Genomic DNA, 20,235 nt, shown 5'->3' with positions numbered 1-20,235 from the left:
CAAGAAGATTCACGGCCAGGGAGCTCGGATACCGATTCGGGCTCCCGGCTCATGCCTACGGATCAGAAGTCAGAGGTCAACGAAGAGACTGGCTGGCGTGGACAGTTACTAGCCGAGTCAAAGACCTGGTACCCCTCGTCAGTGCGGCGGCGCAAGTCCACGAACCTGGTTACAATCCCGTTTTTCCTCTATGTGGCGATATTCTTGCTCACGCCCACCGCGATTGTGATTGCGGGAGCCTTCACCGGCGCACAAGGGGGATTCACTCTGAAAAACCTGGCGCGTTTGGGAGAGCAGAACACCTTGGAATCCCTGGGTACCTCGGTTTTTGTTTCTATCGCTTCGGCTCTGATTGGAGCCGTGGTAGGGGCACTGGCATGCTATGCCTTGGTGGCTCGTTCCAGCCAAACCGGTTTGCTGCGCCGCCTAATCAATGCCGTGTCTTCGGTATTGGCTCAGTTCGGCGGGGTCATGCTGGCTTTTGCATTCATCGCCACCATCGGGATTAACGGTATCGGCACTCAGATTCTGTTCGCGACTACGGGAATTCAACTCGATCCTAACTGGTTGGCCTCTCTGCCGGGACTGGTGCTGGTGTACTGCTACTTCCAGATTCCCCTGATGATTATCGTGTTCCTGCCGGCGATGGACTCGCTGCGTCCCCAGTGGAAGGAAGCGACCCTGAACTTGGGCGGCTCGACTTGGGATTATTGGTTTCGGGTGGCGGGACCGATTCTGTGGCCGCGATTCCTCGGCGCCTTTTTGCTGCTATTTTCCAACGCATTTTCCGCCTACGCCACCGCGGCAGCGCTGTTTACGCAACGCTCCATCCTGGTGCCACTGATGATTCAAAGCGCGCTGCGTAACGAGCAAGATGTCGGTCAAAACGGGTTCGCTCAGTCTCTCGCCCTGTTGATGGTGGTCGTAGTGGCTGTGGTGATGACAGCTTATGCGCAACTGCAAAAAAGGACGGCAAAATGGGAGTGAACCTCATGGATTCCGTAGATTCTAAGCCGGAGGATGTGTTGACCGCGTCCTCTATCGAGGTCACGCCACGCCGCACAAGCCGGAAGCGGCCTGCACACGTAGGCGTAGCCATTTACCAGTGGGTCATCCTTGTCGCTGTACTGCTGTTTTTATTTATACCGTTGTTAGGTATGGTATTTTTTTCGGTGCGGTTTCCGCTTACCGGGGCGTGGTCAGGCGGGGCTTGGCAGTCTATCTTTAGTTTGTCAGGAACCACCGCCTCCGGGGCGGATATGTCGATTCTGTGGGACGGTGTGTTGAATTCCTTGGGATTGAGCGTATTTACCGTGGTGCTGATGCTGGCGTTGTTGTTGCCAACTATGCTGGCGCTAAAAATCCGACCTTCCAAACTGTCTCGCGTAGTGGAGTTTATCTGTCTGCTTCCCCTCGCGATTCCGGCCATCGTGCTGGTGGTGGGTTTAGGACCGATATATCGATTTATTTCGATTAACCTGTTGAACACGCATCCAATCTGGCTAGCTTTTGCCTATACCATCTTGGCACTGCCCTTCGCGTACCGGGCTCTCGACGCCGGGTTCTCGACGATTCCGGTAAAGACCCTGGTAGAAGCCGCTCGTTCCTTGGGTGCGCCGTGGCTAACGGTCATGTTCAAAGTCATTATCCCCAACCTTCGTGGAGCCATTGGAGCCGCATCCTTTATCACTATTTCAGTGGTGCTGGGAGAGTTCACCATTGCATCGCTGTTGAACCGCAACAACCTGCAGGTCGCCATATTCCAGTTGGGTCAAGACGACTCTATGACCGCCACCGCGCTGGCCCTGCTGACCATGGTGTTTGGCATCGTGGTGTTGATGACGTTGGAAATCGTAAGCTACGAATTGAAAAAGAAGAGAGAGAAAAATGCCAAATGAGGCTGTCGGTGCCGAGGTTGAATTTCGGGACCTGAACAAACGATATGGACACACCAAGGCTCTGGATCATTTCAACTGTGAATTCCACAGTGGAGAACTGGTCGTGCTGCTGGGACCCTCAGGATGCGGGAAAACAACCGCGTTGCGGGCTCTGACAGGCTTGATGCAGGTAGATTCAGGCCAAATTGTGGTCAACGGGCGGGACATCACCCACACCTCCGCAGCAAAGCGAAATATGGCCATGGTGTTTCAACAGTATTCCCTGTTTCCCAATATGACGGTGCGCCAGAACGTAGAGTTCGGTCTGACGGTGCGCAAAGTCGACTCTAAACGTCGGGTTCGTCAGGCTATGGAAGCCCTAGAGATGGTGGGTCTGGCTAACCAAGCTGATAAGTACACTCACCAAATGTCCGGAGGGCAGCAGCAGCGGGTCGCCCTGGCGCGAGCATTGGTGTTGCGCCCCGCGGTGTTGGCTCTCGATGAGCCGCTCTCGGCTTTGGATGCCAAAGTGCGGGTGCAGTTGCGTGGAGAAATCCGCCGACTTCAGCTGCAATCTGGTTTGACAACCCTGTTCGTGACGCACGACCAGGAGGAGGCTTTGGCTGTGGCAGACCGGGTCGGTGTGATGAAAGAAGGCAAACTGCAACAAATCGCCGAGCCTTGGGAGTTATACAACGAACCCGCCAACGAATTTGTGGCGACTTTCATTGGTGAATCCAGCCGTATTCCCGCTGTGATACGGGATGGTTCGGCTTTCGTAGGAGACCAAGAAATTCCGATTCTGAAAACCTCAACGAAACGCACCAACGGGGAGGCCACAATTTTGGTGCGTCCCGAATCTGTACAGCTGGAGATGGTGCAGCCTCACGTTCCCCGATTAGCCAATCAAGGCGTGGTGAAGAACCTGACTTTCCTGGGATCAACCGCGAAAGTCGAGGTAGAGATGCCCTCGGGAATCACGTTGACGGCTCAGATTACCCCTTCGGAATCCATGATGGTCACGAAGGGACAACGCGTGGCGCTCCGAATCGAGCCGAAAGCTGTACTGGCTGTAGCTCCTGACGACGTCCCCCAGGCTGACCCTATCAAAGTGGTGACGCGGGTCGAGGAGAAACAACCTTCTCAGGTGTCCTAGCGTGACTGGGCATCGAAGGGGAGGAGTACGGCTCTCAACAGCCGAGCCAATTCGTTCACATCCGCTTCGGAAAGGTCGCCCAGCCAATCACGTTCCGTAGCCATCAGCTTAGTTATCGCGGCATCGGCGTGCCTTTTGCCATCCTCGGTGAGCTCTACCAGAATGGCACGGCGGTCCTCCGGGTGGGCGCAGCGGCGCACCAGTCCGCGTTCTTCCAGCCGATCGATGCGGTTCGTCATGGTCCCGGAGGACACCAGAGATTGCTGCATGAGTACGCCGGGCGTCAGGGAGAATGGTTCTCCTGCCCGGCGTAGGGCAGAAAGCACATCGAAAGCCCAGGGCTCCAAATCTACTGAGGAGAACGCTTCGCGACGCGCCTGGTCAAGGTGACGAGCGAGGCGGGAAACTCGGGAGAACACTGAAAGTGGAGTTAAATCGGCACGGGGAAGCAGGGAACGCCAAGCCTTGAGGATGCCGTCGACTTCGTCGCCATCAGATAGATCGGAGGGGGGAACCATAGTACCGTCCTATTAGAGGAATATTTCTTTAATAATACTTGAGGTCGAGATTCTTTGTCGCGGAGAAAAGCGCTGTGACGTAGTGATTTTTTCCGTGGCGGCTACCGGCGGTCTACTGGGGGGAGTGGCTGTAAAACTTCCAGCCGTGTTGCAGAACTGTGTAGCGCTTGCAGATTATGGCCACGCTAAGCCTCGGTTTCAACTTTCTAAAAAAGTTGAAAAATGGCAAAATGGACGGGCGCTGTTTTCGACTGCAGTCAGCGGCGCATTCCGCCCTGGTGTAATGGCAGCACAGAGGTTTTTGGTACCTTTAGTCTGGGTTCGAATCCTGGGGGCGGAACGTTTTGCTTTTTAGGAGCTGGCGAGGCGTTAGGATAGGAACATGACCAACGTCAGCACCATCGTTATCTTGGCTGCAGGCCAAGGCACCCGTATGAAGTCTAAGAAGGCCAAGGTCTTGCACTCTTTCGCAGGGCGCACCCTACTTTCTCACGCTATCCACACCGCTATGGAAATCGAACCGGAACGGATTGTGGTAGTGGTCCGTCACCAGGCCGATGCTGTAGCCGCCGAAGCTCTAGCAGTCAATCCCGACATTGCGATTGCTTACCAGGACGATGTGCCCGGTACCGGTCGCGCGGTGTGGTGTGCTTTACAAAAGCTCGAGGAACTGGGGGCTGCGACGGGAACTTTGGTGGTGACCTCTGCTGATGTACCACTGCTCGATTCCTCCACTATTCTGTCCCTGGCGGAAACTCGCGAGGACGAAGGGGCGGCCTTGTGCTTGCTGACTACCGAGATAGCCAATCCTTTCGGCTACGGGCGAATTCAGCGAGTGGCCGGACATGTTGCCGGCATCGTTGAGGAGCGTGATGCAACCTATGCTCAAAAGCAAATCAAAGAAGTCAACGCCGGGATTTATGCCTTCGATGCCGAATTCTTAAACCGCTGCTTACCGACCCTGTCGACAAACAACGACCAAGGGGAAATCTATCTAACCGACACCATTAAGGCTGCCCGCCGGGAAGGATTAAAAGTTTCTTCGGTGTTGCTGGCAGACACGGCGCAAGCGGAAGGCTGCAATGACCGGGCTCAGTTGGCAGAACTGCGAGCCGAATACAATCGCCGCCGCACTCGGTACTGGATGCTGCAGGGTGTCACCATCATCGATCCGACGACGACATGGATTGATGCCGACGTGACCATTGGTCAGGACACCACGATTTACCCCAATACGCAGCTGCGCCGCCACACCAGCATCGGAGAGGACTGCCGTATCGGACCGGACTCGACGCTTATCGACATGAAAGTCGGAGACGACGCGGAAGTCTTTCGGGTTCATGGCCTATCATCCGAAATTGGCGCCCATTCCTATATTGGGCCTTTCACTTACCTACGTCCGGGAACCATCCTGTCGGAAAGTACGAAAGTCGGAGGCTTTTGCGAAACGAAAAACATTCAAGTCGGGCGAGGCACCAAGATTCCTCACCTGTCTTATGTGGGGGATGCCACCATCGGGGAAGGCACCAATATCGGCGCCGCCACCATCTTTGCAAACTACGATGGGGTACATAAGCATCACTCCAACGTTGGGTCGCATTGCCGAACGGGCGCGAATAACGTGTTCATTGCCCCGGTCAATATCGGAGATGGCGTTTATACCGGCGGGGGAACCATCGTGCGCCAAGACATCCCGGAGGGATGCTTGGCGGTCAATGACTTCCAGATGCGCCAAATTCCCGGCTGGGTCGCCCAGAATCGTCCCGAAACTATCGCCGCCATCGAGGCGATGCGAGCTGAACAAGCCGAAGGGAACTCCCCAGACGAACCAGACGGTACGAAATAGTCCCGGTGAATGAAAGGGAGGGCAACCACCCTTATGAAAACCTTTGCAACAACAGAAAAACTCCGATAAAAGAAGGAAAACAAATGGCAGAGTTGTTTGATACCCCGCGCAAGCGCCTGGTGATTGTGTCGGGTCGATCGCACCCCGAACTGGCTGAACAAGTCGCCGAAGAACTTGACGTGGAGGTGCTGCCGACGACCATCTACGACTTTGCCTCGGGCGAAATCTATGTGCGTTACAACGAGTCGGTCCGCGGCTGTGATGTGTTCTGTATCCAGTCCATTTCCGGCAATGTCTCTAAGTGGTTGATGGAGCACTTCATCATGATTGATGCCCTGAAGCGAGCCAGTTCCAAGCGCATCACCGTGGTCGCCCCGTTGTATCCCTATGCCCGTCAAGATAAGAAACATCAGGGGCGCGAACCGATTTCGGCGCGTCTGATTTCGGATTTGTACAAGACTGCCGGAGCGTCCCGTTTGATGAGTATCGATATGCACGCCTCGCAGGAACAGGGATTCTTTACCGGCCCGGTGGATCACCTCCAGGCGATGCCGGTGCTGATTGACTATGTCCGCACCCGCGTGGATTTGAACAATGTAACCGTGGTGTCCCCGGATGCGGGCCGGATTCGCGTGGCTGAAAAGTGGGCGAACCGCCTGGGCGGATACCCTCTGGCTTTCGTGCACAAGACTCGTGACACCTCCCGTCCCAATGTGGCCGTGGCCAACCGCGTGGTGGGTGATGTTGAAGGGCGCACCTGCGTGCTGGTCGATGACTTGATTGACACCGGTGGCACGATTGCGGAAGCCGTGGGCGTTTTGAAGCACGCCGGGGCAAAGGATGTGCTGGTGGCGGCCACGCACGCGGTGTTTTCTGATCCGGCGGCAAAGCGGCTGAGCGAATGCGGAGCCCGCGAAGTTATCGTTACGGATACGGTGCCGATTCCTCCGGATAAGTGGTTTCCGCAGCTCAAGGTTTTGCCGATTGCGCCGTTGCTGGCCCGGGCAATTCGCCAGGTCTTTGAGGAAGGCTCCGTGACCGCCCTGTTCGAGTAAAACGGGCGCGATTCCCATGGAGTCTAGGGGTGCATGAGGAATCCCTGAGACTCGATATCATCCAGGAGGGAAGCGCGGCGGTTGCGTACCTTGCCGAGCTTCTGAAAGATTTGACTCGTAAACCTGTCCTCACGCCTGCCCTTATTGCGCAGGTCATAGTATTCGCGCATCTGCGCGTCGTAATCCTTGAGGGCTTCCAGGTAGGAATCCGGACGCACATACGTGTCAGTCATGACCCGGAATTCTTTGGGCATCCGCGGTTTGAGCTGCGGTTCCTCACTGGGATATCCCAAGGTTAGGCCCAGGACCGGGAAGGTGTAAGGAGGCAGCCCGATAGCCGTGACCACCGCCTTGGGGTCATTCAAAATATTGCCTAAAATATTGGCTCCCAACCCCAACGACTCGGCTGCAACCACCACGTTTTGAACCATGAGAACCGCATCGGTGAAGGCTTCTTGGAATGTATCTATCGTGGCGGCCGATTGAGGAAACAACCCCATTTCCTCCAGAATGGCTGCGCCCCGAGCTAAATCTGCAATAAACAGCAGATACTCCGGGGCGTGGGCAACATATTCTTGACCACCAATTTCAGCCAGCTTTTCGCGCTTTGCTTGATCCTTAATCCGAATAATTGAGGCATTTTGAATCCCGCGGGACGAGGGAGTGCGCATGGCTACGTCCATCAGGGTTTGGAAAGTATCCTCGGGAATAGGATTCGATTTAAACTCACGAATAGTGCGATGCTTGAGCTGGACATCGATGGTTTCATTCATAAACCTATTGTTTCACATTTAACCTTTAGGTATCCCCAAATATTGTATCTGGCCAGATTACTGTTTGACCGGCGAGAAACAGAGGAGGTTAGTGTTTCCACAAATTAGCAAAATTGCGGTGTTTTCGCTATTATTGTCGGGTTGCCTCGGCGAGGGGGAACGTGGCGGTCATTCCGCGGCGTGAACCGTTATCGACGCGGCCCGGTAACTTTGCCGGATGCCCTTCGCCCGCTTTTGCTTTTTTGAGCATGGCGGGTTTTTCTGTCTCATGGCATGAAACGGAGTCGTCTGCCCACCCGTAAGGGGAGGAACGAAACTTCGGAAAGGTGGTCCCGCAACAGAATTCCGCGGTCCTCCCGGGAAAACACAAACTGATTTCATATTTTGGAGGATACAAAACATGGCTGATAACCCCACTTTGCAAGTCGAACAGCGCACGGATTTTGGTAAGGGATTTGCTCGCCGCGCTCGGGTCGCCGACAAGATTCCGGCAGTTCTCTACGGCCACGGCACCGATCCGGTGCACCTGCTGCTGCCCTACCACGACACTTTCCTGCTGGTGAAGGACAACGCGAATGCCGTTATTTCCCTGAAGGGCCTGAAAGACCCGGCGATGGTCCTGGTCAAGGACATTCAGCGTCACCCGGTAAAGCGCCAGATTATGCACATGGATCTGCTGCTGGTGAAGGCCGATGAAAAGGTGGACGTGGAAGTGCCTATCGAAATCATCGGCGAGCCTATGGCTGGTTTGGTTGCCAACCAAGACCTGCTGAACATGGAAATTTTTGCTCCGGTTATTGCTATTCCGGAAAAGATCGAGGTCAGCGTGGACGGATTGGAAGACGGCGTGGTGTTGAGCGTGGCAGACATCAAGTTGCCTGAGGGCGTGGAAGCCAAGACCGATCCGGAAGCGATTGTCTTGAGCGTCACCACTCCGCAGGAAGTTGAAATTCCCGAGGCGCCGGCTGCGGAAGAAGAAACTACCGAGGCTGAGGCTGCGGAAGAAACCAAAGAATCCGCTGAGTAGTAGCGGTTTTCTGACACTTGCTTGGATTGCTGATGAGCCCCACTCACGAACCACGTTTGGATCCCTCTCGTCTGGTAGACGAGGAGGGAACCTGGCTCGTGGTGGGGCTCGGCAATCCCGGTGAAAAATATGCCGGAACCCGGCACAACTGTGGATACCTGGTGACTGATCGCTTCGTAAAGCAATCTGGCCAAACGTATCGGAATCAGTCTCTGGCGCGTGCGGGAGTGGTGGCGCGCGTGGCAACAGTGAGCTTGGGCTACGGGGTCGATGCCCCCAAGATTATCGTGGCTCACACCGGCTCGTTCATGAACGAATCCGGTTCGGGGGTGAAAGAACTGCTGGATTACTACCGGCTTGGCTCCGAGCGCCTGCTGGTGGTTCATGATGAGTTAGACCTCGAAATGGGTTACGCAAAGCTGAAAGTTGGCGGCAGCGATGGCGGGCACAACGGGTTGAAATCAATCCAAAAGTCTTTGGGTACGAAAGATTTTGCGCGTTTACGCATCGGTATCGGGCGTCCGGTCAAATTGCCCGGGGAGGGGTCTGACGTCATCAACTGGGTTCTAGGACGTATCCCGAAGTCCCAGCAAAGTATCCTCGATGAGGTTTTGGACCGAGCGGTACAATGCGTGACGGATATTGCGGAAAACGGACTGGCGAAAGCTCAAGCCAGGTTACATTTGGGCAACCCCAAGTAAGGGGCGGCGCGTTCCCAAGTCAGGTCTGAACTTAGGGGGTCAGGTTCATTCATGAGTTTGCACGGTTTACTGGAGGAGACCGGGGCTGCTTTGGCAGGCCTGGAGCCTGATGCGGCGGGTTCGGTGTGCGAATACGTGTCGCCCCCCGGGTTTTACGCCCCGCTCATTGCGGGTTTGCCTGGTGGCCGCGAAGGTCTAACCGTGGTCCTCGCGCCGAGCACTCGTGCCGCCACCCAATTGGCACGTGAGCTGGGAGCTTACACTGCTGGAGTGGAGCTGTTTCCTGACTGGGAAACCTTGCCGCACGAGAGGCTTTCCCCCCGGGCAGACACGATGGCGCGCCGAATTTGGGCTTTGCATCGGGTGACGCATCCCCATCCGTCAGATGCGGTACATTTTCTGGTCATGCCTATGCGAGCCGCTCTAGCCCCGGTGAACGCGCATATCGCTAACTATCCCCTGTTTACGGTGCGGGTGGGAGACGCTTATGAGCGTGACGCCATGGCTGCGGACCTGTTGCGTTTGGGTTACGAACGGGTTGATATGGTCGGAACGCGCGGTCAGTTTGCGGTGCGTGGGGGTCTGATTGATGTTTTTTCGCCCACAGCCGCCCATCCCGTGCGTATAGAACTGTTTGGCGACGAGGTAGACACCATTCGGGCGTTTACGGCAACGGATCAACGAACTTTTGGCGGCGACATCCGGGAACTGGTCGCCCCGGCCTGCCGTGAACTGCTCCTCGACGACGCGGCGCGAGAGCGGGCCGCCAGCCTGGCCGACCAAATGCCCCAAGCTGCTGAATTACTGAATCTGGCAGCCGAGGGCAAGTACGGCGAAGGATTGGAATCCTTGAGTCCACTGCTGGGAGCGGAAATGGTGCCCCTGTTTTCCCTGCTACCGCCCGGAGCCCGTCTGGTGGCAACCGATCGTCCCCGTTTGGAAGCACGCGCGAAAGAACTGGTGGAAACGACCCAAGAGTTCCTGGCGGCTTCCTGGTCAGCGGCCGCGGGCGGCGGGGAAGTGCCCCTGGAGATTGAACAGGCTTCGTTTTTGACCTTGGAACAGCTCCACGCCGCCGCCCAAGAGGCGCGTATGGACACCGTGTTCGTCTCTCCTTTTGCGGTGGGCGAGAACGCTCAGAACGTGGCGGCGCAAATCGTGATGGAGCCTCCCGCCGGAGAAACTGGACTGATTGGTACAATCGGCGATTTGGTGTCACAAAACTGGAATGTCGTGATTACTACGACAGGTAGGGGGATGGCGAGCCGTCTGCGGGATGTCCTCAGCGAGGCAGATGTCCCGGCGAAGGTGGTTGCGGATGCCACAGTGCCGAGCAGCGGCGCGGTACAGATTACGGTGGCACCCCTGGACGAGGGGTACCAGGTCCCCGCAGCGCAACTTTTGGTGGTAGGTGAGGCACAGGTCTTGGGCAAAAAGAAGTCCCGCCATGCCTCCGACAAGGCAAACCTCCCCGCCAGACGACGTAAAGCCATTGACCCTCTCACGTTGAACCAGGGAGACTACGTGGTTCACCTGCACCACGGCATCGGACGCTTTGTAAAACTGTCGAAGCGCACCATGGGACGAGGTCGAGAAACCACCTCGAAAGAGTACGTGGTTTTGGAATACGCCCCCAGCAAACGCAACGGGCCCGCTGATCAGCTCTGGGTTCCTACCGATTCCCTGGACTTGCTCTCGAAGTATGTGGGCGGAGAATCCCCGGCGCTGTCAAAAATGGGCGGGGCAGATTGGGCAAAAACGAAGTCCAAAGCCCGCAAAGCGGTGAAAGAAATCGCTCGCGAACTGGTGCGTCTCTACGCTATTCGCCAAGCCACCACCGGGTATGCCTTCAGCCCGGATACCCCCTGGCAACGCGAGCTGGAAGATAGTTTCGAGTTCGTGGAAACTCCCGACCAGCTCACGGTCATTGATGAAGTCAAGCACGACATGGAACAAACCGTTCCGATGGATAGGCTGGTCTGCGGCGACGTGGGTTACGGAAAAACCGAGATAGCGGTACGCGCGGCCTTTAAAGCTGTTCAGGACGGCAAGCAGGTGGCAATTCTAGCTCCGACGACCCTGCTGGTCAGCCAGCATGAGGAAACGTTTACGAACCGTTTTGCGGGATTCCCGGTGACGGTAGCCGCGCTGTCGCGCTTTACTACTGCCAAAGAGGCCACTCGGATTAAGGCCGGGTTGAAAGACGGCTCTATCGAAGTCGTAATCGGAACCCACGCCCTGCTGTCGGGCAATGTTCGGTTTAAAGACCTGGGTCTGGTGGTGATTGATGAAGAACAACGTTTCGGGGTGGAGCACAAGGAAGCCCTCAAGGCTTTGCGTGCTAACGTTGACGTTTTGACCATGAGCGCCACCCCGATTCCGCGCACCCTGGAAATGGCAATCACCGGCATTCGTGGCATGAGCACCCTCACCACCCCGCCGGAGGACCGCCACCCGGTATTGACCTACGTGGGAGCCTACTCGGATAAGCAGGTTGCGGCCGCTATCCGGCGCGAGCTTTTGCGTGACGGCCAGGTATTTTTCGTGCATAATCGCGTGCAATCCATCAATAAGGTTGCCGCTCACCTCGCCGAGCTGGTGCCCGAAGCGCGGATTCGGGTGGGCCACGGGCAAATGTCGGAAAAACAGCTGGAATCGGTCATGGTGGATTTCTGGAACCAAGAATTCGATGTGCTGGTGTCCACGACAATTGTCGAAAACGGGTTGGATGTGACCAGCGCCAACACAATCATCGTGGACCGCGCGGATCGCTTTGGTCTGTCCCAGCTGCATCAGCTGCGCGGACGAGTCGGCCGCGGGCGGGAACGAGGCTACGCTTACTTCCTCTATCCGTCCGACATTACTATGAATGAAACGGCTTTTGAGAGACTGAAAACGATTGGAACCAACACCGGACTGGGGTCTGGGATGGCTATCGCTACGAAAGACCTGGAAATTCGCGGGGCCGGCAACCTGTTGGGTGGCGAACAGTCCGGACATATCGCCGGAGTTGGTTTTGACCTGTATGTTCGCATGGTGGGCGAGGCGGTAGCGGCCTATAAAGGCCAGGAAGCCCCAGAAGACACCAGTGTGTCTATTGAGCTGCCCATAGATGCCTACATTCCAGAGGACTATCTGGATGTGCAGTCGCTGCGTCTCGATGCCTATACGCGTCTGTCCTCGGCTACCACTGATGAGGAGATTGACCAGTTAATGGAGGAAATGACCGACCGCTACGGACGACCTCCGCAACCGTTTGAACGATTGGGGGCAGTCGCGAAACTGCGTAACCTGGCGCGGACTCAAAAGGTGCAGGAAATAAAGGTCTTGGGTAAATTCATTCGCTTTGCGCCCGTTGAGTTGGCAGATTCACAGATGGCACGTCTGCGGCGCCTGTATCCGGGGGCTCGGCTGAAACTGACTACGCGCGAATTGTTCATACCCGCCCCAACCAGGAAAAATGGGTTGAGCGAAACTCCGATTGTGGACCTGGAGCTCATGGAATGGGTACAGAAAGTCATTCGAGGCGTCATCAAACCCCTGGTTTAAAATTCCCTCCCCAGTCAAAGAAAAGCTAAGATGGGAACGTTGGGCCGGACTATTGAAGGGAAAAACGATGGCGGAAAAGTCCCTCGTGACCAAAACCACAAAAACCGCAACCAAGCTGATGACGGGCGTTGCCGCGCTGGCGCTCGCGGGGGGACTGCTGAGCGGGTGCGAAGCGAAACCAGGAGTAGCCGCCTATGGTGATGGATGGGTCGTCACCGAAGCGCAAATCGGAACGGTCACCAAAGAACTGGCCGAAGCGGGAATTAACCTCAACGACACGCCGGATATGCAGACCGCACGCATTTATGCCCTACGTTATTTGCGGACTCTCAACGAAGGCGGCAAGGATTTGCTCTCGCAGTGCCCGCAGCTTGATGAGATTAAAACCGACCTGTTCAAGGTGGACCCTGCACAGATGTCCCCCGAAACTCGCGATGTCATGCAACTGTTGCTGTGCGCCACCGCCACAGATCAGGGAGTCGCTCACGAGTTGGGTGTGTCACCGGTCAATTCGCAGGTGGCAGCGCAGATTGAACAGGCTTACCAGGCCGGTTTCGACCTAGATAATGCGAAGCTGTCGAATCGGATGAATCAAACTATTCAGCTGATTCAGCAACGTGCCGCGCAAATGCAGATGATGGGTCAGGCCCAGCAGTAAGCGAAAACTGCGGCGAGAACTGGAAAGTTAAATCGAGAAAAATTTGTTTGTCCGGGGAGAAATCCCCGGACAAATGCGCATTTTAACGAAAGAATAGGAGTGGCTGCCTGTGCCCTCTTTCGGGCGGAGCGGCGGAAAAATAACAACCTGTCACATAAGGAGACTCAGTTGGCAATCATCGAAAGTATTTACGGTCGCGAAATTCTCGATTCCCGCGGTAACCCCACGGTCGAAGTCGAGCTTGAGTACGAAGGGGGTATGGTTCGCGCTGCGGTTCCTTCTGGCGCATCGACCGGCCAGTTCGAAGCGGTGGAACTCCGCGATGGTGATAAGGGACGTTACCAGGGTAAGGGCGTATTAAACGCGGTCAAGGCGGTAAATGACATTATTGCTCCCGAGCTGGTGGGATTTGATACCGTCGAACAGCGCAGTATTGACGCAGCAATGATGGACCTGGACGGCACTCCCAATAAGGGCAAACTGGGGGCGAATGCGATTCTGGGCGTGTCCCTGGCAGTGGCGAAGGCTTCGGCCGAGGATGCCGGTCTGGAACTGTTCGAGTATCTCGGCGGTCCTAATGCTCACGTCTTGCCAGTGCCGATGATGAATATCCTGAACGGTGGATCCCACGCGGATTCCAACGTGGACATTCAAGAGTTCATGATTGCCCCGATTGGTGCCGAGACGTTCGCCGAAGCGTTGCGGATGGGCGCTGAGGTGTACCACTGCCTGAAGTCCGTTTTGAAGGACAAGGGTCTGGCCACCGGTTTGGGCGACGAAGGCGGGTTTGCTCCGAACCTGGAGTCTAACGCGGAAGCTCTCGATTTGATTCTGGTTGCTATCGAAAAGGCCGGTTACAAGCCCGGCAAGGACGTGGCATTGGCTCTGGACGTAGCTTCTTCTGAGTTCTACGAGAACGGCAAGTATAACTTCGAGGGAGAAGCCCGCGATGCGGCTTACATGGAGAAATACTACGAGGAACTGATTGAAAAGTATCCGATTGTTTCCATTGAAGATCCGTTGAACGAAGACGCCTGGGAGGACTGGCAGAAACTCACCGCCGCCATTGGCGACAAGGTGCAGCTGGTGGGCGACGACCTGTTCGTTACGAACCCCGAACGCCTAGAGCGTGGCATCAAGGAAGGTGTGGCAAACGCTCTGCTGGTAAAGGTCAACCAGATTGGTTCGCTGACCGAAACACTCGAAGCTATCGAGATGGCCCACCGGGCGGGATTCCACACCATGACTTCGCATCGTTCGGGCGAAACCGAGGACACCACGATTGCGCATCTGGCGGTAGCGTCCAATGCAGGCCAAATTAAGACTGGAGCCCCGGCTCGAACCGAACGCGTCGCCAAGTACAACGAGTTGCTGCGTATCGAAGATATGCTTGGCGATGCCGCCGTTTACGCCGGTAAGTCCGCATTCCCGCGCTTCCGCGGCTAAGTTCATTTCGTTTCCATAAGTTTCCCAGGCTGGCGTCATCATCGGCCTGGGAAATTTTTTACCCGCTCGGGCTCGCGAGCTTCCTCCCGGATGGCTACTACTGCGATGCCAAAGGGCTATTGAGCGGCCTTTACGGGGCGCAAATCGTAGATGACTGCCTGGTGATCCGAGATGGGCAGACGCAAAGCTCGCGGTTCGCCCACCAACTCCCAACCGTTGCCCAGCAACTGATCCAGGGCAATCCACGGCTTGTCTGCCGGATACGACGGGATTGCCGCATGCAGTTCGGGGTGTTGTTCTGCGGGCAAAGGCTGTAGCACTTTGTCGATGTGGTAATCGCGCAGGTTGAAATCCCCCACTAGCAGGCATGATTCAGAACGCAGGTGGTAGAGGGAACGCCAGGCACGCCGCAGCTGAGAAGCGGCCGTGGGGCGGTGAATTTCGAGGTGGGTTGTGCCTAGAGCAACGGTCCCCAGCGGAGTAGCCAGCCGGGCCGCCAACAGCACTCGCATCTGACCAAACCGAATCCCGGTCCTTTTTGCAGCATCGGGAAGGTCACGTAAACCCTCGAGAAAGCCGTGAGAAAATCCCTTCCACGGGTCGCTGCCCCACACTATGCGGGCCCGGACTCTGCCGAGCCGTTTAAAGTGCCAAGATTTCACCGGCCAGCGGGAGAGCAGGGCGATACCGTACCCGCTTTCCGCCTTTAACTCGCTGTCCAAAGGGCGGCGGTGCAGGACTTGGGACTGACCCGCGTAAGACGCTCCGATACGCCAATAGGGCAGGTGCAAAGATTGCGCCAGTATGCGCGCCTGGTGGAGGTAACCAGAACGTCGCTGTCCTTTGTCGACTTCCTGCAACGCCAAAATATCCGGTTTCAACCGCTTGAGTACCAGGGCAGTCTGTCGCAGATTTTCCTCAGTCAGCTGGGTGCGAGTATTGACCGAACCCGATTTGAACAGACTGCGACAGCGTTCCCACAAACCTCGGATAAATGCTCCCGTTCTTGAATTCGCCTTTTGGATATCGGGCCAGCCCTCCGCTGGGGTACCCCACTGTAAATTGCAGGTAATAATCCGCAGGTAATCCGGATTCGGCGTATTTTGGGTGGTCGAGCGGGTTTGGGCGGGAGCAGGTTTCCGAGAGCGTTTACTCCGGCTCATTTCTGTGCCTCCTCAGAAGGTGGGATGGTGTCTTTAGTTGTGTTGTCACTGTCAGCAGTTGGCTTGCGGTCAGTTTGTTTGGGTCCCGTGACAAGTTTGCGGCGTTCCTCTGCATCGGGAGTCCCGGAATAGAGCCGGTCACAAGTCATCGTGGCGGTGGTACTCATCAACTTGGTATCTTGCAGGGCATCTTGGGAGGGGAGAAGCTGTCCGGGAGCTTCGCTCTGGGTTGCATCCAGATGCCGTGCCTTAGAACGCCAAGAGCGGCGTCTTTCCTGAATTTTGCGGGCATACTGGTCTAAAAGCGGCTCCCCGTAAGGATTAGTCGGGACAGCTTCGTGCTCCTGTTTCGCGGCGGCCGCGGTGTGGCGATCGCTGTTCGCTTCCCGGATTGTGGCGATAGCCAACTCGCGAGCCTGTTTCTCAATCTCGATTTCATCTACGGGAAGCTTGACTTCTGTCACTTTGTCGGTTTCAATGCGGCGGCGCGGCAGGGCGTAGGAGGCTTCGCCTTGAATCCACTCAATGAGGCGTTCTCGCAAGAAACACTTGAGATCCCACAAATCCCCGGAGTTCGCGGCGCTCGCCACCAAACGCACCAGCATGGTTTCTTCGGAACTGTCTGTGACCTGCACACTGGCGGTGCGTCCATCCCACAAATCCGTTTCTGAGAGCAATCGATCCACTTCGTTACGGAATGCCGCCAACGGCAGACGCCAATCCACACGCAGTTCCACTATCCCCAACAAATTGGTGTCCCGTTTGGTCCAGTTCTCAAAAGGTTCCTCGGTGAATTTCTTGGACGGCAGGATGAGGCGGCGTTCATCCCACAGATGAATGACAATATACGTCAGCGTGATTTCTTCAATCGTGCCTTGCTGGCCTTGCACAACGACTACATCACCCACCCGAATCGGGTCGGAGAAAGCAATCTGGAGCCCAGCGAACATATTGGCCAACACCCCTTGTGCCGCGATGCCAGCAATCAGGGAGATAATGCCGGCAGAAGCCAGCACCGACCCCATAGCGGCACGCGCTTCTGGAAACGTCAACGTAATCGCGATAGCCCCAAAAACGCCGAAGAAAACTTGTGAAACCCGGTGTAGGACCTGAGCTTGCGTAACCAGACGGTTCGGCTTCGACCCGCCCTCAATCTGCGTCCGGGTCATGTCCTCCAGGACAGCGCACAGTTCAATCATCCACACCGTCACGGCTACAATCATGAAAATCAGCAAGCTGTGTGAAACTATGTCGTAACCAGGAACGTTGGGGTTGCGAACTGTCCAATGCCACCCGATTGTCGCCCCCAGAGCAACACAGGTCAGAGATCCGCCCACCCGGGAACGACGCTCCAGATATTTAATCAGGCGGTGTTTGCGTCCCCAGCGACGCAACAAAAACCCGATGACCTGGGAAGCCACCAGTAAAGCTAGGATGCAGACCAAACTGGCAGCCAGAACTGCCATGATGTCCAGGGAAGTTTCCAGGACTTCCTTGACGGCGGTATCCGGGGTTGGATTCGGCTCCGGGGTCTGGATGAACACAAAACTCATGTCTCTAGCATAGGTTATCGCGCTCGGGATGACCGGGGGACGAAGTTTTGCACTCTAGGCTTTTTTCACCTAAACTATTTCAAGTCCTTAGCCCCCTGGGCTTAGGCGACGCTCCTATCGTCTAGCGGCCTAGGACTCCGCCCTTTCACGGCGGCAACACGGGTTCAAATCCCGTTGGGAGTACATGTAAACCTTCGGGTTTGCGCTTTGAATGGCCCTGTAGCGCAGTTGGTTAGCGCGCCGCCCTGTCACGGCGGAGGTCGCGGGTTCAAGTCCCGTCAGGGTCGCAGTTCGTCGATGGCCACAAGCTAAGACGAACGTTGGCTCTGTAGCTCAGTTGGCAGAGCGAACGACTGAAAATCGTTAGGTCACCGGATCGACGCCGGTCGGAGCCACCAAATCCTCGCGTAAAGCGGGGACTTTTGGTTTTTACACTTCGGTTAGATTAACGGCTGTTCCAGGTCATAATAGAGGTATCCCCAAAACAACGGAGGAACTATGGCCGAAATGAAACGCGCACTGCTGATTGTTGATGTCCAACCGACCTTTTGCGAGGGCGGAGCCTTAGGAGTGGTGGGCGGTAACGATGTCGCGGAGCGGATTGCGGACTTTGTCACCGAGTACGAGGACGAATACGAGATTATAGTCACCACTCAGGACTGGCACATCAATCCGGGGGAACATTTTTCCGACCATCCTGACTTCGTCGACACCTGGCCGCCTCACGGCGTGGCGGGCACGGCGCAGGCGGAACTGCACGACGCCATTGCCGCCCTCCCTTTTGACGACTCCGTTAAGAAAGGCCAGTACGCAGCTGCTTATTCAGGATTTGAAGGGGTGAACAAGGCGGGGGATACCTTGGAAGAGATCTTGCGTCGTGCCGACATCACCGACGTGGATGTGGTCGGTATCGCGGAATCCCACTGCGTGAAGGAAACCGCTCTGGATTCCCTAGATTTGGGTTGGCCGACACGAGTTCTTGAGGACCTCACTGTCCCGGTTTCGGCTGAGCTCGGTCAAGCTGCGCGCATAGAAATGGCGCAGGCCGGGGTAGACGAAATTCCTAGCGCTGACGCTTTCAAAGAAGAGGACTGATCCTCTGGCTTTTTGTGCCGGAGAGCATCTCGGGGGCAAAATGTAACCGGTTCGAGAGCGCGCCCTCGAACCGGTTACGGATAGCCTAGTTAGTCCAGATACCCCAGCTCCTGTGGCGTCTTTCCTAAACGAGCTGCGATACGCTCTTTGACTTCATCAGTCGCGGTGCGGCGGATAATCTTAACGTTTTGCGGCAAATCCGCGTACAGCTCGGTCTTGAACGGATTGCGCTTTGTCTTTACAATCCTCCACACGTGGTAGATGGCCAGTCCCGCGTTGGTTGCCAACGCCAAGAAAGACAGCAGGAACAGCGCGGTGTGGTTTTGACTCGCCACGTGGCTAAACATGGAGTCTTGGGTGAAGTGCGGGAACGAGAGCACGAACGCTGACCAGAAAGTCAGGGTGCATGCGCTACAACACGCGCAGGCGGCACTCCTGGTGCCACTACCTCACCCCCGACATGTTTGAAACCCTCACATCAGCTACAATGACCCACGCAGCATAACCACCCCCGATGTGTCCACTTTCCGGGGGTCAGGCCCAACTCGCCCGACCCCACAAAGGTAGGCCCAGAGGGACTTTTTCTGTTTGGTGCTTCGGCTAAAACGGCACATCGGTGCCGTTTTTTAACGCCTCCGCGCTGTAACGCGCTGACTCATGCTCCCTGCGGTCGCTGCCAGCGCGCGACTGCGTCGAGGGTCCGAGTCCCCAGAACCGTTAAATGTTTGAGTGGGATGGGCAAAGCCCATCCCACTCAAACAAGTAGGCCCAGAGGGACTCGAACCCTCGACCCACGGATTAAAAGTCCGCTGCTCTACCAACTGAGCTATAGGCCCGTAGGAAAGATTATAGGTAAAAAGTCTGCGTAACGACAACTGAGCGGCTGGTTCATTCTGGAACTCAGGCTCGGCAACGGATTGTCCCGAAATTCGGCCTTAATTTGCGCCTCTAGTGCGGGCACTGCAACTGTCAGTGGGGTTCGTCACATTTTTTACAGTCAGGCACGGTTCGTGGGGAAAATACCTTCCGCGTTACCAAGTCCACACAAAATCCCGGGTGAACGGGGATAATTAAAGTGAATCGAACAGGGAGGAACCATGGAAACCAGGAAACCGCGACGCCCGGCCATCATCGAACCAGAGACCTTGGAATACTTGGAAGGCGAGGAAGACCCGGCGCTGTCCAGCGAATCAGCCCACACCTCGGCCCGGATATTGGTGAAATCCCCCAATGGGGAGTGGTCTGATCCCGATCCGGAAACCAAGGAACGCCTGTTGAAGCATATGCAGGATAACGGCGTAGACGAACTGGCTGAGTTGTGGTCACGTTCCCCGGTCAATACCTTGCCGGGCGTTTTGTGGCGGCTGCTGCTGATAGACCAGTGGGTGAAAGGTTACCCCGAAGGCGTGAATACCCGCTTTAAGCAGGGTTTGAATTCGCCGCGACTGTCTGAACACCTTGATATCGAAGGAGCTCATTCCTTGGATTTTCCGGGATGGAAAAAACAGCTAGGACAAATCTTGGGAGGCAGTTTCGACGGTAATTTCGCCGATTTTCTGGATACGTCTCAAGCTGTGCTGCGGGTGTTGGCAGCCAGCGAGTCGGTCTGGATGAAAGAAAATCCTCAGGACGTGCTGGCCAACCCGGTGACCCTACGGGACAACGCTTTGCTGGCTACCGCCGACGAACTGCTAGATGCGGCGACGATGTACCGCGAAGGCCGCTTGGATTGACGACTGCGCCGCGCGCCGCGCTCAGCGGCGGCACAGAAACCTGTGCAACCAGGCAATACTTGAGCAAAATTAACGAAAAAGTTGA

The 20,235-nt window shown here is 56.1% G+C and carries 17 protein-coding genes and 5 tRNA genes; 16 read left to right on the top strand and 6 right to left on the bottom strand.

The genetic code is table 11. The annotated features are described in order from the left end of the window. The first annotated feature begins 51 nt into the window (after positions 1 to 51). The 3 genes from SPI05_RS02310 to SPI05_RS02300 are packed head-to-tail and all read left to right on the top strand — an operon-like array spanning position 52 to position 3,033. Complete coding sequence (locus tag SPI05_RS02310) at positions 52 to 987, top strand: ABC transporter permease subunit (protein WP_321075769.1); 936 nt, start codon at positions 52 to 54, stop codon at positions 985 to 987. After that, a complete protein-coding gene (locus SPI05_RS02305) occupies positions 978 to 1,898 on the top strand; it encodes an ABC transporter permease (RefSeq protein ID WP_321075767.1) in 921 nt (306 codons plus the stop codon). Before SPI05_RS02310 ends, SPI05_RS02305 begins: the two co-directional genes overlap by 10 nt. Further along, the gene (locus SPI05_RS02300) at positions 1,888 to 3,033 is read left to right on the top strand and encodes an ABC transporter ATP-binding protein (RefSeq protein ID WP_321075765.1); all 1,146 of its coding nucleotides are present in this window, start codon (positions 1,888 to 1,890) and stop codon (positions 3,031 to 3,033) included. Before SPI05_RS02305 ends, SPI05_RS02300 begins: the two co-directional genes overlap by 11 nt. Here SPI05_RS02300 and SPI05_RS02295 read toward each other — a convergent pair. Further along, the gene (locus SPI05_RS02295; RefSeq protein ID WP_282922216.1) at positions 3,030 to 3,551 is read right to left on the bottom strand and encodes a MarR family winged helix-turn-helix transcriptional regulator; all 522 of its coding nucleotides are present in this window, start codon (positions 3,549 to 3,551) and stop codon (positions 3,030 to 3,032) included. The two genes, SPI05_RS02300 and SPI05_RS02295, sit on opposite strands and share 4 nt — an antisense overlap. 269 nt (positions 3,552 to 3,820) lie before the next feature. Between SPI05_RS02295 and SPI05_RS02290 the strand changes: the two genes are divergently transcribed. The 3 genes from SPI05_RS02290 to SPI05_RS02280 all read left to right on the top strand — a co-directional run bounded on the left by SPI05_RS02290 (position 3,821) and on the right by SPI05_RS02280 (position 6,452). Continuing rightward, positions 3,821 to 3,891 (top strand) — tRNA-Gln (locus SPI05_RS02290). 42 nt (positions 3,892 to 3,933) lie between these two features. Further along, entirely contained in the window at positions 3,934 to 5,397 is a 1,464-nt protein-coding gene (glmU, locus tag SPI05_RS02285) for a bifunctional UDP-N-acetylglucosamine diphosphorylase/glucosamine-1-phosphate N-acetyltransferase GlmU (protein ID WP_321075762.1), read from the top strand. An 83-nt stretch (positions 5,398 to 5,480) separates the two neighbouring features. Next, positions 5,481 to 6,452: a ribose-phosphate diphosphokinase gene (locus SPI05_RS02280; protein WP_321075760.1), complete on the top strand. Its 972-nt coding sequence runs from the start codon at positions 5,481 to 5,483 to the stop codon at positions 6,450 to 6,452. A 23-nt stretch (positions 6,453 to 6,475) separates the two neighbouring features. On the opposite strand, the gene SPI05_RS02275 is transcribed toward SPI05_RS02280, so the two are convergent. Next, complete coding sequence (locus SPI05_RS02275; RefSeq protein WP_321075758.1) at positions 6,476 to 7,225, bottom strand: NADPH-dependent oxidoreductase; 750 nt, start codon at positions 7,223 to 7,225, stop codon at positions 6,476 to 6,478. Between the two features lie 400 nt (positions 7,226 to 7,625). Between SPI05_RS02275 and SPI05_RS02270 the strand changes: the two genes are divergently transcribed. From SPI05_RS02270 to eno, 5 genes are all read left to right on the top strand, one after another. Then, the gene (locus SPI05_RS02270) at positions 7,626 to 8,252 is read left to right on the top strand and encodes a 50S ribosomal protein L25/general stress protein Ctc (RefSeq protein ID WP_321075757.1); all 627 of its coding nucleotides are present in this window, start codon (positions 7,626 to 7,628) and stop codon (positions 8,250 to 8,252) included. Between the two features lie 32 nt (positions 8,253 to 8,284). After that, positions 8,285 to 8,953: an aminoacyl-tRNA hydrolase gene (pth, locus tag SPI05_RS02265; protein WP_321075755.1), complete on the top strand. Its 669-nt coding sequence runs from the start codon at positions 8,285 to 8,287 to the stop codon at positions 8,951 to 8,953. Between the two features lie 51 nt (positions 8,954 to 9,004). Next, complete coding sequence (mfd, locus tag SPI05_RS02260) at positions 9,005 to 12,502, top strand: transcription-repair coupling factor (RefSeq protein WP_321075753.1); 3,498 nt, start codon at positions 9,005 to 9,007, stop codon at positions 12,500 to 12,502. 67 nt (positions 12,503 to 12,569) lie between these two features. After that, entirely contained in the window at positions 12,570 to 13,160 is a 591-nt protein-coding gene (locus tag SPI05_RS02255) for a hypothetical protein (protein WP_321075752.1), read from the top strand. A 168-nt stretch (positions 13,161 to 13,328) separates the two neighbouring features. Beyond that, positions 13,329 to 14,606 carry a phosphopyruvate hydratase gene (eno, locus tag SPI05_RS02250; RefSeq protein ID WP_321075751.1) on the top strand — a complete coding sequence of 426 codons (1,278 nt, stop codon included), beginning with the start codon at positions 13,329 to 13,331 and terminating at the stop codon, positions 14,604 to 14,606. Between the two features lie 116 nt (positions 14,607 to 14,722). Here the strand turns inward: eno and SPI05_RS02245 are convergent, their stop codons facing one another. Both SPI05_RS02245 and SPI05_RS02240 read right to left on the bottom strand, forming a co-directional pair. Then, complete coding sequence (locus tag SPI05_RS02245; protein WP_321075749.1) at positions 14,723 to 15,769, bottom strand: endonuclease/exonuclease/phosphatase family protein; 1,047 nt, start codon at positions 15,767 to 15,769, stop codon at positions 14,723 to 14,725. Next, positions 15,766 to 17,322, bottom strand: coding sequence for a mechanosensitive ion channel family protein (locus SPI05_RS02240; protein WP_321075747.1), 1,557 nt, complete (start codon positions 17,320 to 17,322; stop codon positions 15,766 to 15,768). Before SPI05_RS02240 ends, SPI05_RS02245 begins: the two co-directional genes overlap by 4 nt. Before the next feature lie 110 nt (positions 17,323 to 17,432). Here SPI05_RS02240 and SPI05_RS02235 point away from each other — a divergent pair. From SPI05_RS02235 to SPI05_RS02220, 4 genes are all read left to right on the top strand, one after another. After that, positions 17,433 to 17,505 (top strand) — tRNA-Glu (locus tag SPI05_RS02235). 30 nt (positions 17,506 to 17,535) lie between these two features. Continuing rightward, positions 17,536 to 17,609 (top strand) — tRNA-Asp (locus SPI05_RS02230). A 35-nt stretch (positions 17,610 to 17,644) separates the two neighbouring features. After that, positions 17,645 to 17,720 (top strand) — tRNA-Phe (locus SPI05_RS02225). Between the two features lie 100 nt (positions 17,721 to 17,820). Further along, positions 17,821 to 18,417 carry an isochorismatase family protein gene (locus SPI05_RS02220; protein ID WP_295027731.1) on the top strand — a complete coding sequence of 199 codons (597 nt, stop codon included), beginning with the start codon at positions 17,821 to 17,823 and terminating at the stop codon, positions 18,415 to 18,417. A gap of 89 nt (positions 18,418 to 18,506) precedes the next feature. Here the strand turns inward: SPI05_RS02220 and SPI05_RS02215 are convergent, their stop codons facing one another. Together SPI05_RS02215 and SPI05_RS02210 are read right to left on the bottom strand one after the other, a co-directional pair. Next, positions 18,507 to 18,818, bottom strand: a complete 312-nt coding sequence (locus SPI05_RS02215; RefSeq protein ID WP_321075786.1) for a DUF5692 family protein — start codon at positions 18,816 to 18,818, stop codon at positions 18,507 to 18,509. A 362-nt stretch (positions 18,819 to 19,180) separates the two neighbouring features. After that, positions 19,181 to 19,253: transfer RNA gene (locus SPI05_RS02210), tRNA-Lys, on the bottom strand. Between the two features lie 261 nt (positions 19,254 to 19,514). Here SPI05_RS02210 and SPI05_RS02205 point away from each other — a divergent pair. Next, positions 19,515 to 20,150, top strand: coding sequence for a hypothetical protein (locus SPI05_RS02205; RefSeq protein ID WP_321075744.1), 636 nt, complete (start codon positions 19,515 to 19,517; stop codon positions 20,148 to 20,150). Positions 20,151 to 20,235: the final 85 nt, after the last annotated feature.

Origin of the sequence: Mobiluncus sp. (genome assembly GCF_034180645.1) — a bacterium.
GTDB lineage: Bacteria > Actinomycetota > Actinomycetes > Actinomycetales > Actinomycetaceae > Mobiluncus.
The sequence above is the reverse complement of the archived record's forward strand: the minus strand, read 5'-3'. Positions and strand labels throughout refer to the sequence as shown.

Coding starts and splice junctions, on each gene's coding strand:
- SPI05_RS02310 (WP_321075769.1), top strand. CDS start 52: ATGCCTACGGATCAGAAGTCAGAGGTCAACGAAGAGACTGGCTGGCGT.
- SPI05_RS02305 (WP_321075767.1), top strand. CDS start 978: ATGGGAGTGAACCTCATGGATTCCGTAGATTCTAAGCCGGAGGATGTG.
- SPI05_RS02300 (WP_321075765.1), top strand. CDS start 1,888: ATGCCAAATGAGGCTGTCGGTGCCGAGGTTGAATTTCGGGACCTGAAC.
- SPI05_RS02295 (WP_282922216.1), bottom strand. CDS start 3,551: ATGGTTCCCCCCTCCGATCTATCTGATGGCGACGAAGTCGACGGCATC.
- glmU (WP_321075762.1), top strand. CDS start 3,934: ATGACCAACGTCAGCACCATCGTTATCTTGGCTGCAGGCCAAGGCACC.
- SPI05_RS02280 (WP_321075760.1), top strand. CDS start 5,481: ATGGCAGAGTTGTTTGATACCCCGCGCAAGCGCCTGGTGATTGTGTCG.
- SPI05_RS02275 (WP_321075758.1), bottom strand. CDS start 7,225: ATGAATGAAACCATCGATGTCCAGCTCAAGCATCGCACTATTCGTGAG.
- SPI05_RS02270 (WP_321075757.1), top strand. CDS start 7,626: ATGGCTGATAACCCCACTTTGCAAGTCGAACAGCGCACGGATTTTGGT.
- pth (WP_321075755.1), top strand. CDS start 8,285: ATGAGCCCCACTCACGAACCACGTTTGGATCCCTCTCGTCTGGTAGAC.
- mfd (WP_321075753.1), top strand. CDS start 9,005: ATGAGTTTGCACGGTTTACTGGAGGAGACCGGGGCTGCTTTGGCAGGC.
- SPI05_RS02255 (WP_321075752.1), top strand. CDS start 12,570: ATGGCGGAAAAGTCCCTCGTGACCAAAACCACAAAAACCGCAACCAAG.
- SPI05_RS02245 (WP_321075749.1), bottom strand. CDS start 15,769: ATGAGCCGGAGTAAACGCTCTCGGAAACCTGCTCCCGCCCAAACCCGC.
- SPI05_RS02240 (WP_321075747.1), bottom strand. CDS start 17,322: ATGAGTTTTGTGTTCATCCAGACCCCGGAGCCGAATCCAACCCCGGAT.
- SPI05_RS02220 (WP_295027731.1), top strand. CDS start 17,821: ATGGCCGAAATGAAACGCGCACTGCTGATTGTTGATGTCCAACCGACC.
- SPI05_RS02205 (WP_321075744.1), top strand. CDS start 19,515: ATGGAAACCAGGAAACCGCGACGCCCGGCCATCATCGAACCAGAGACC.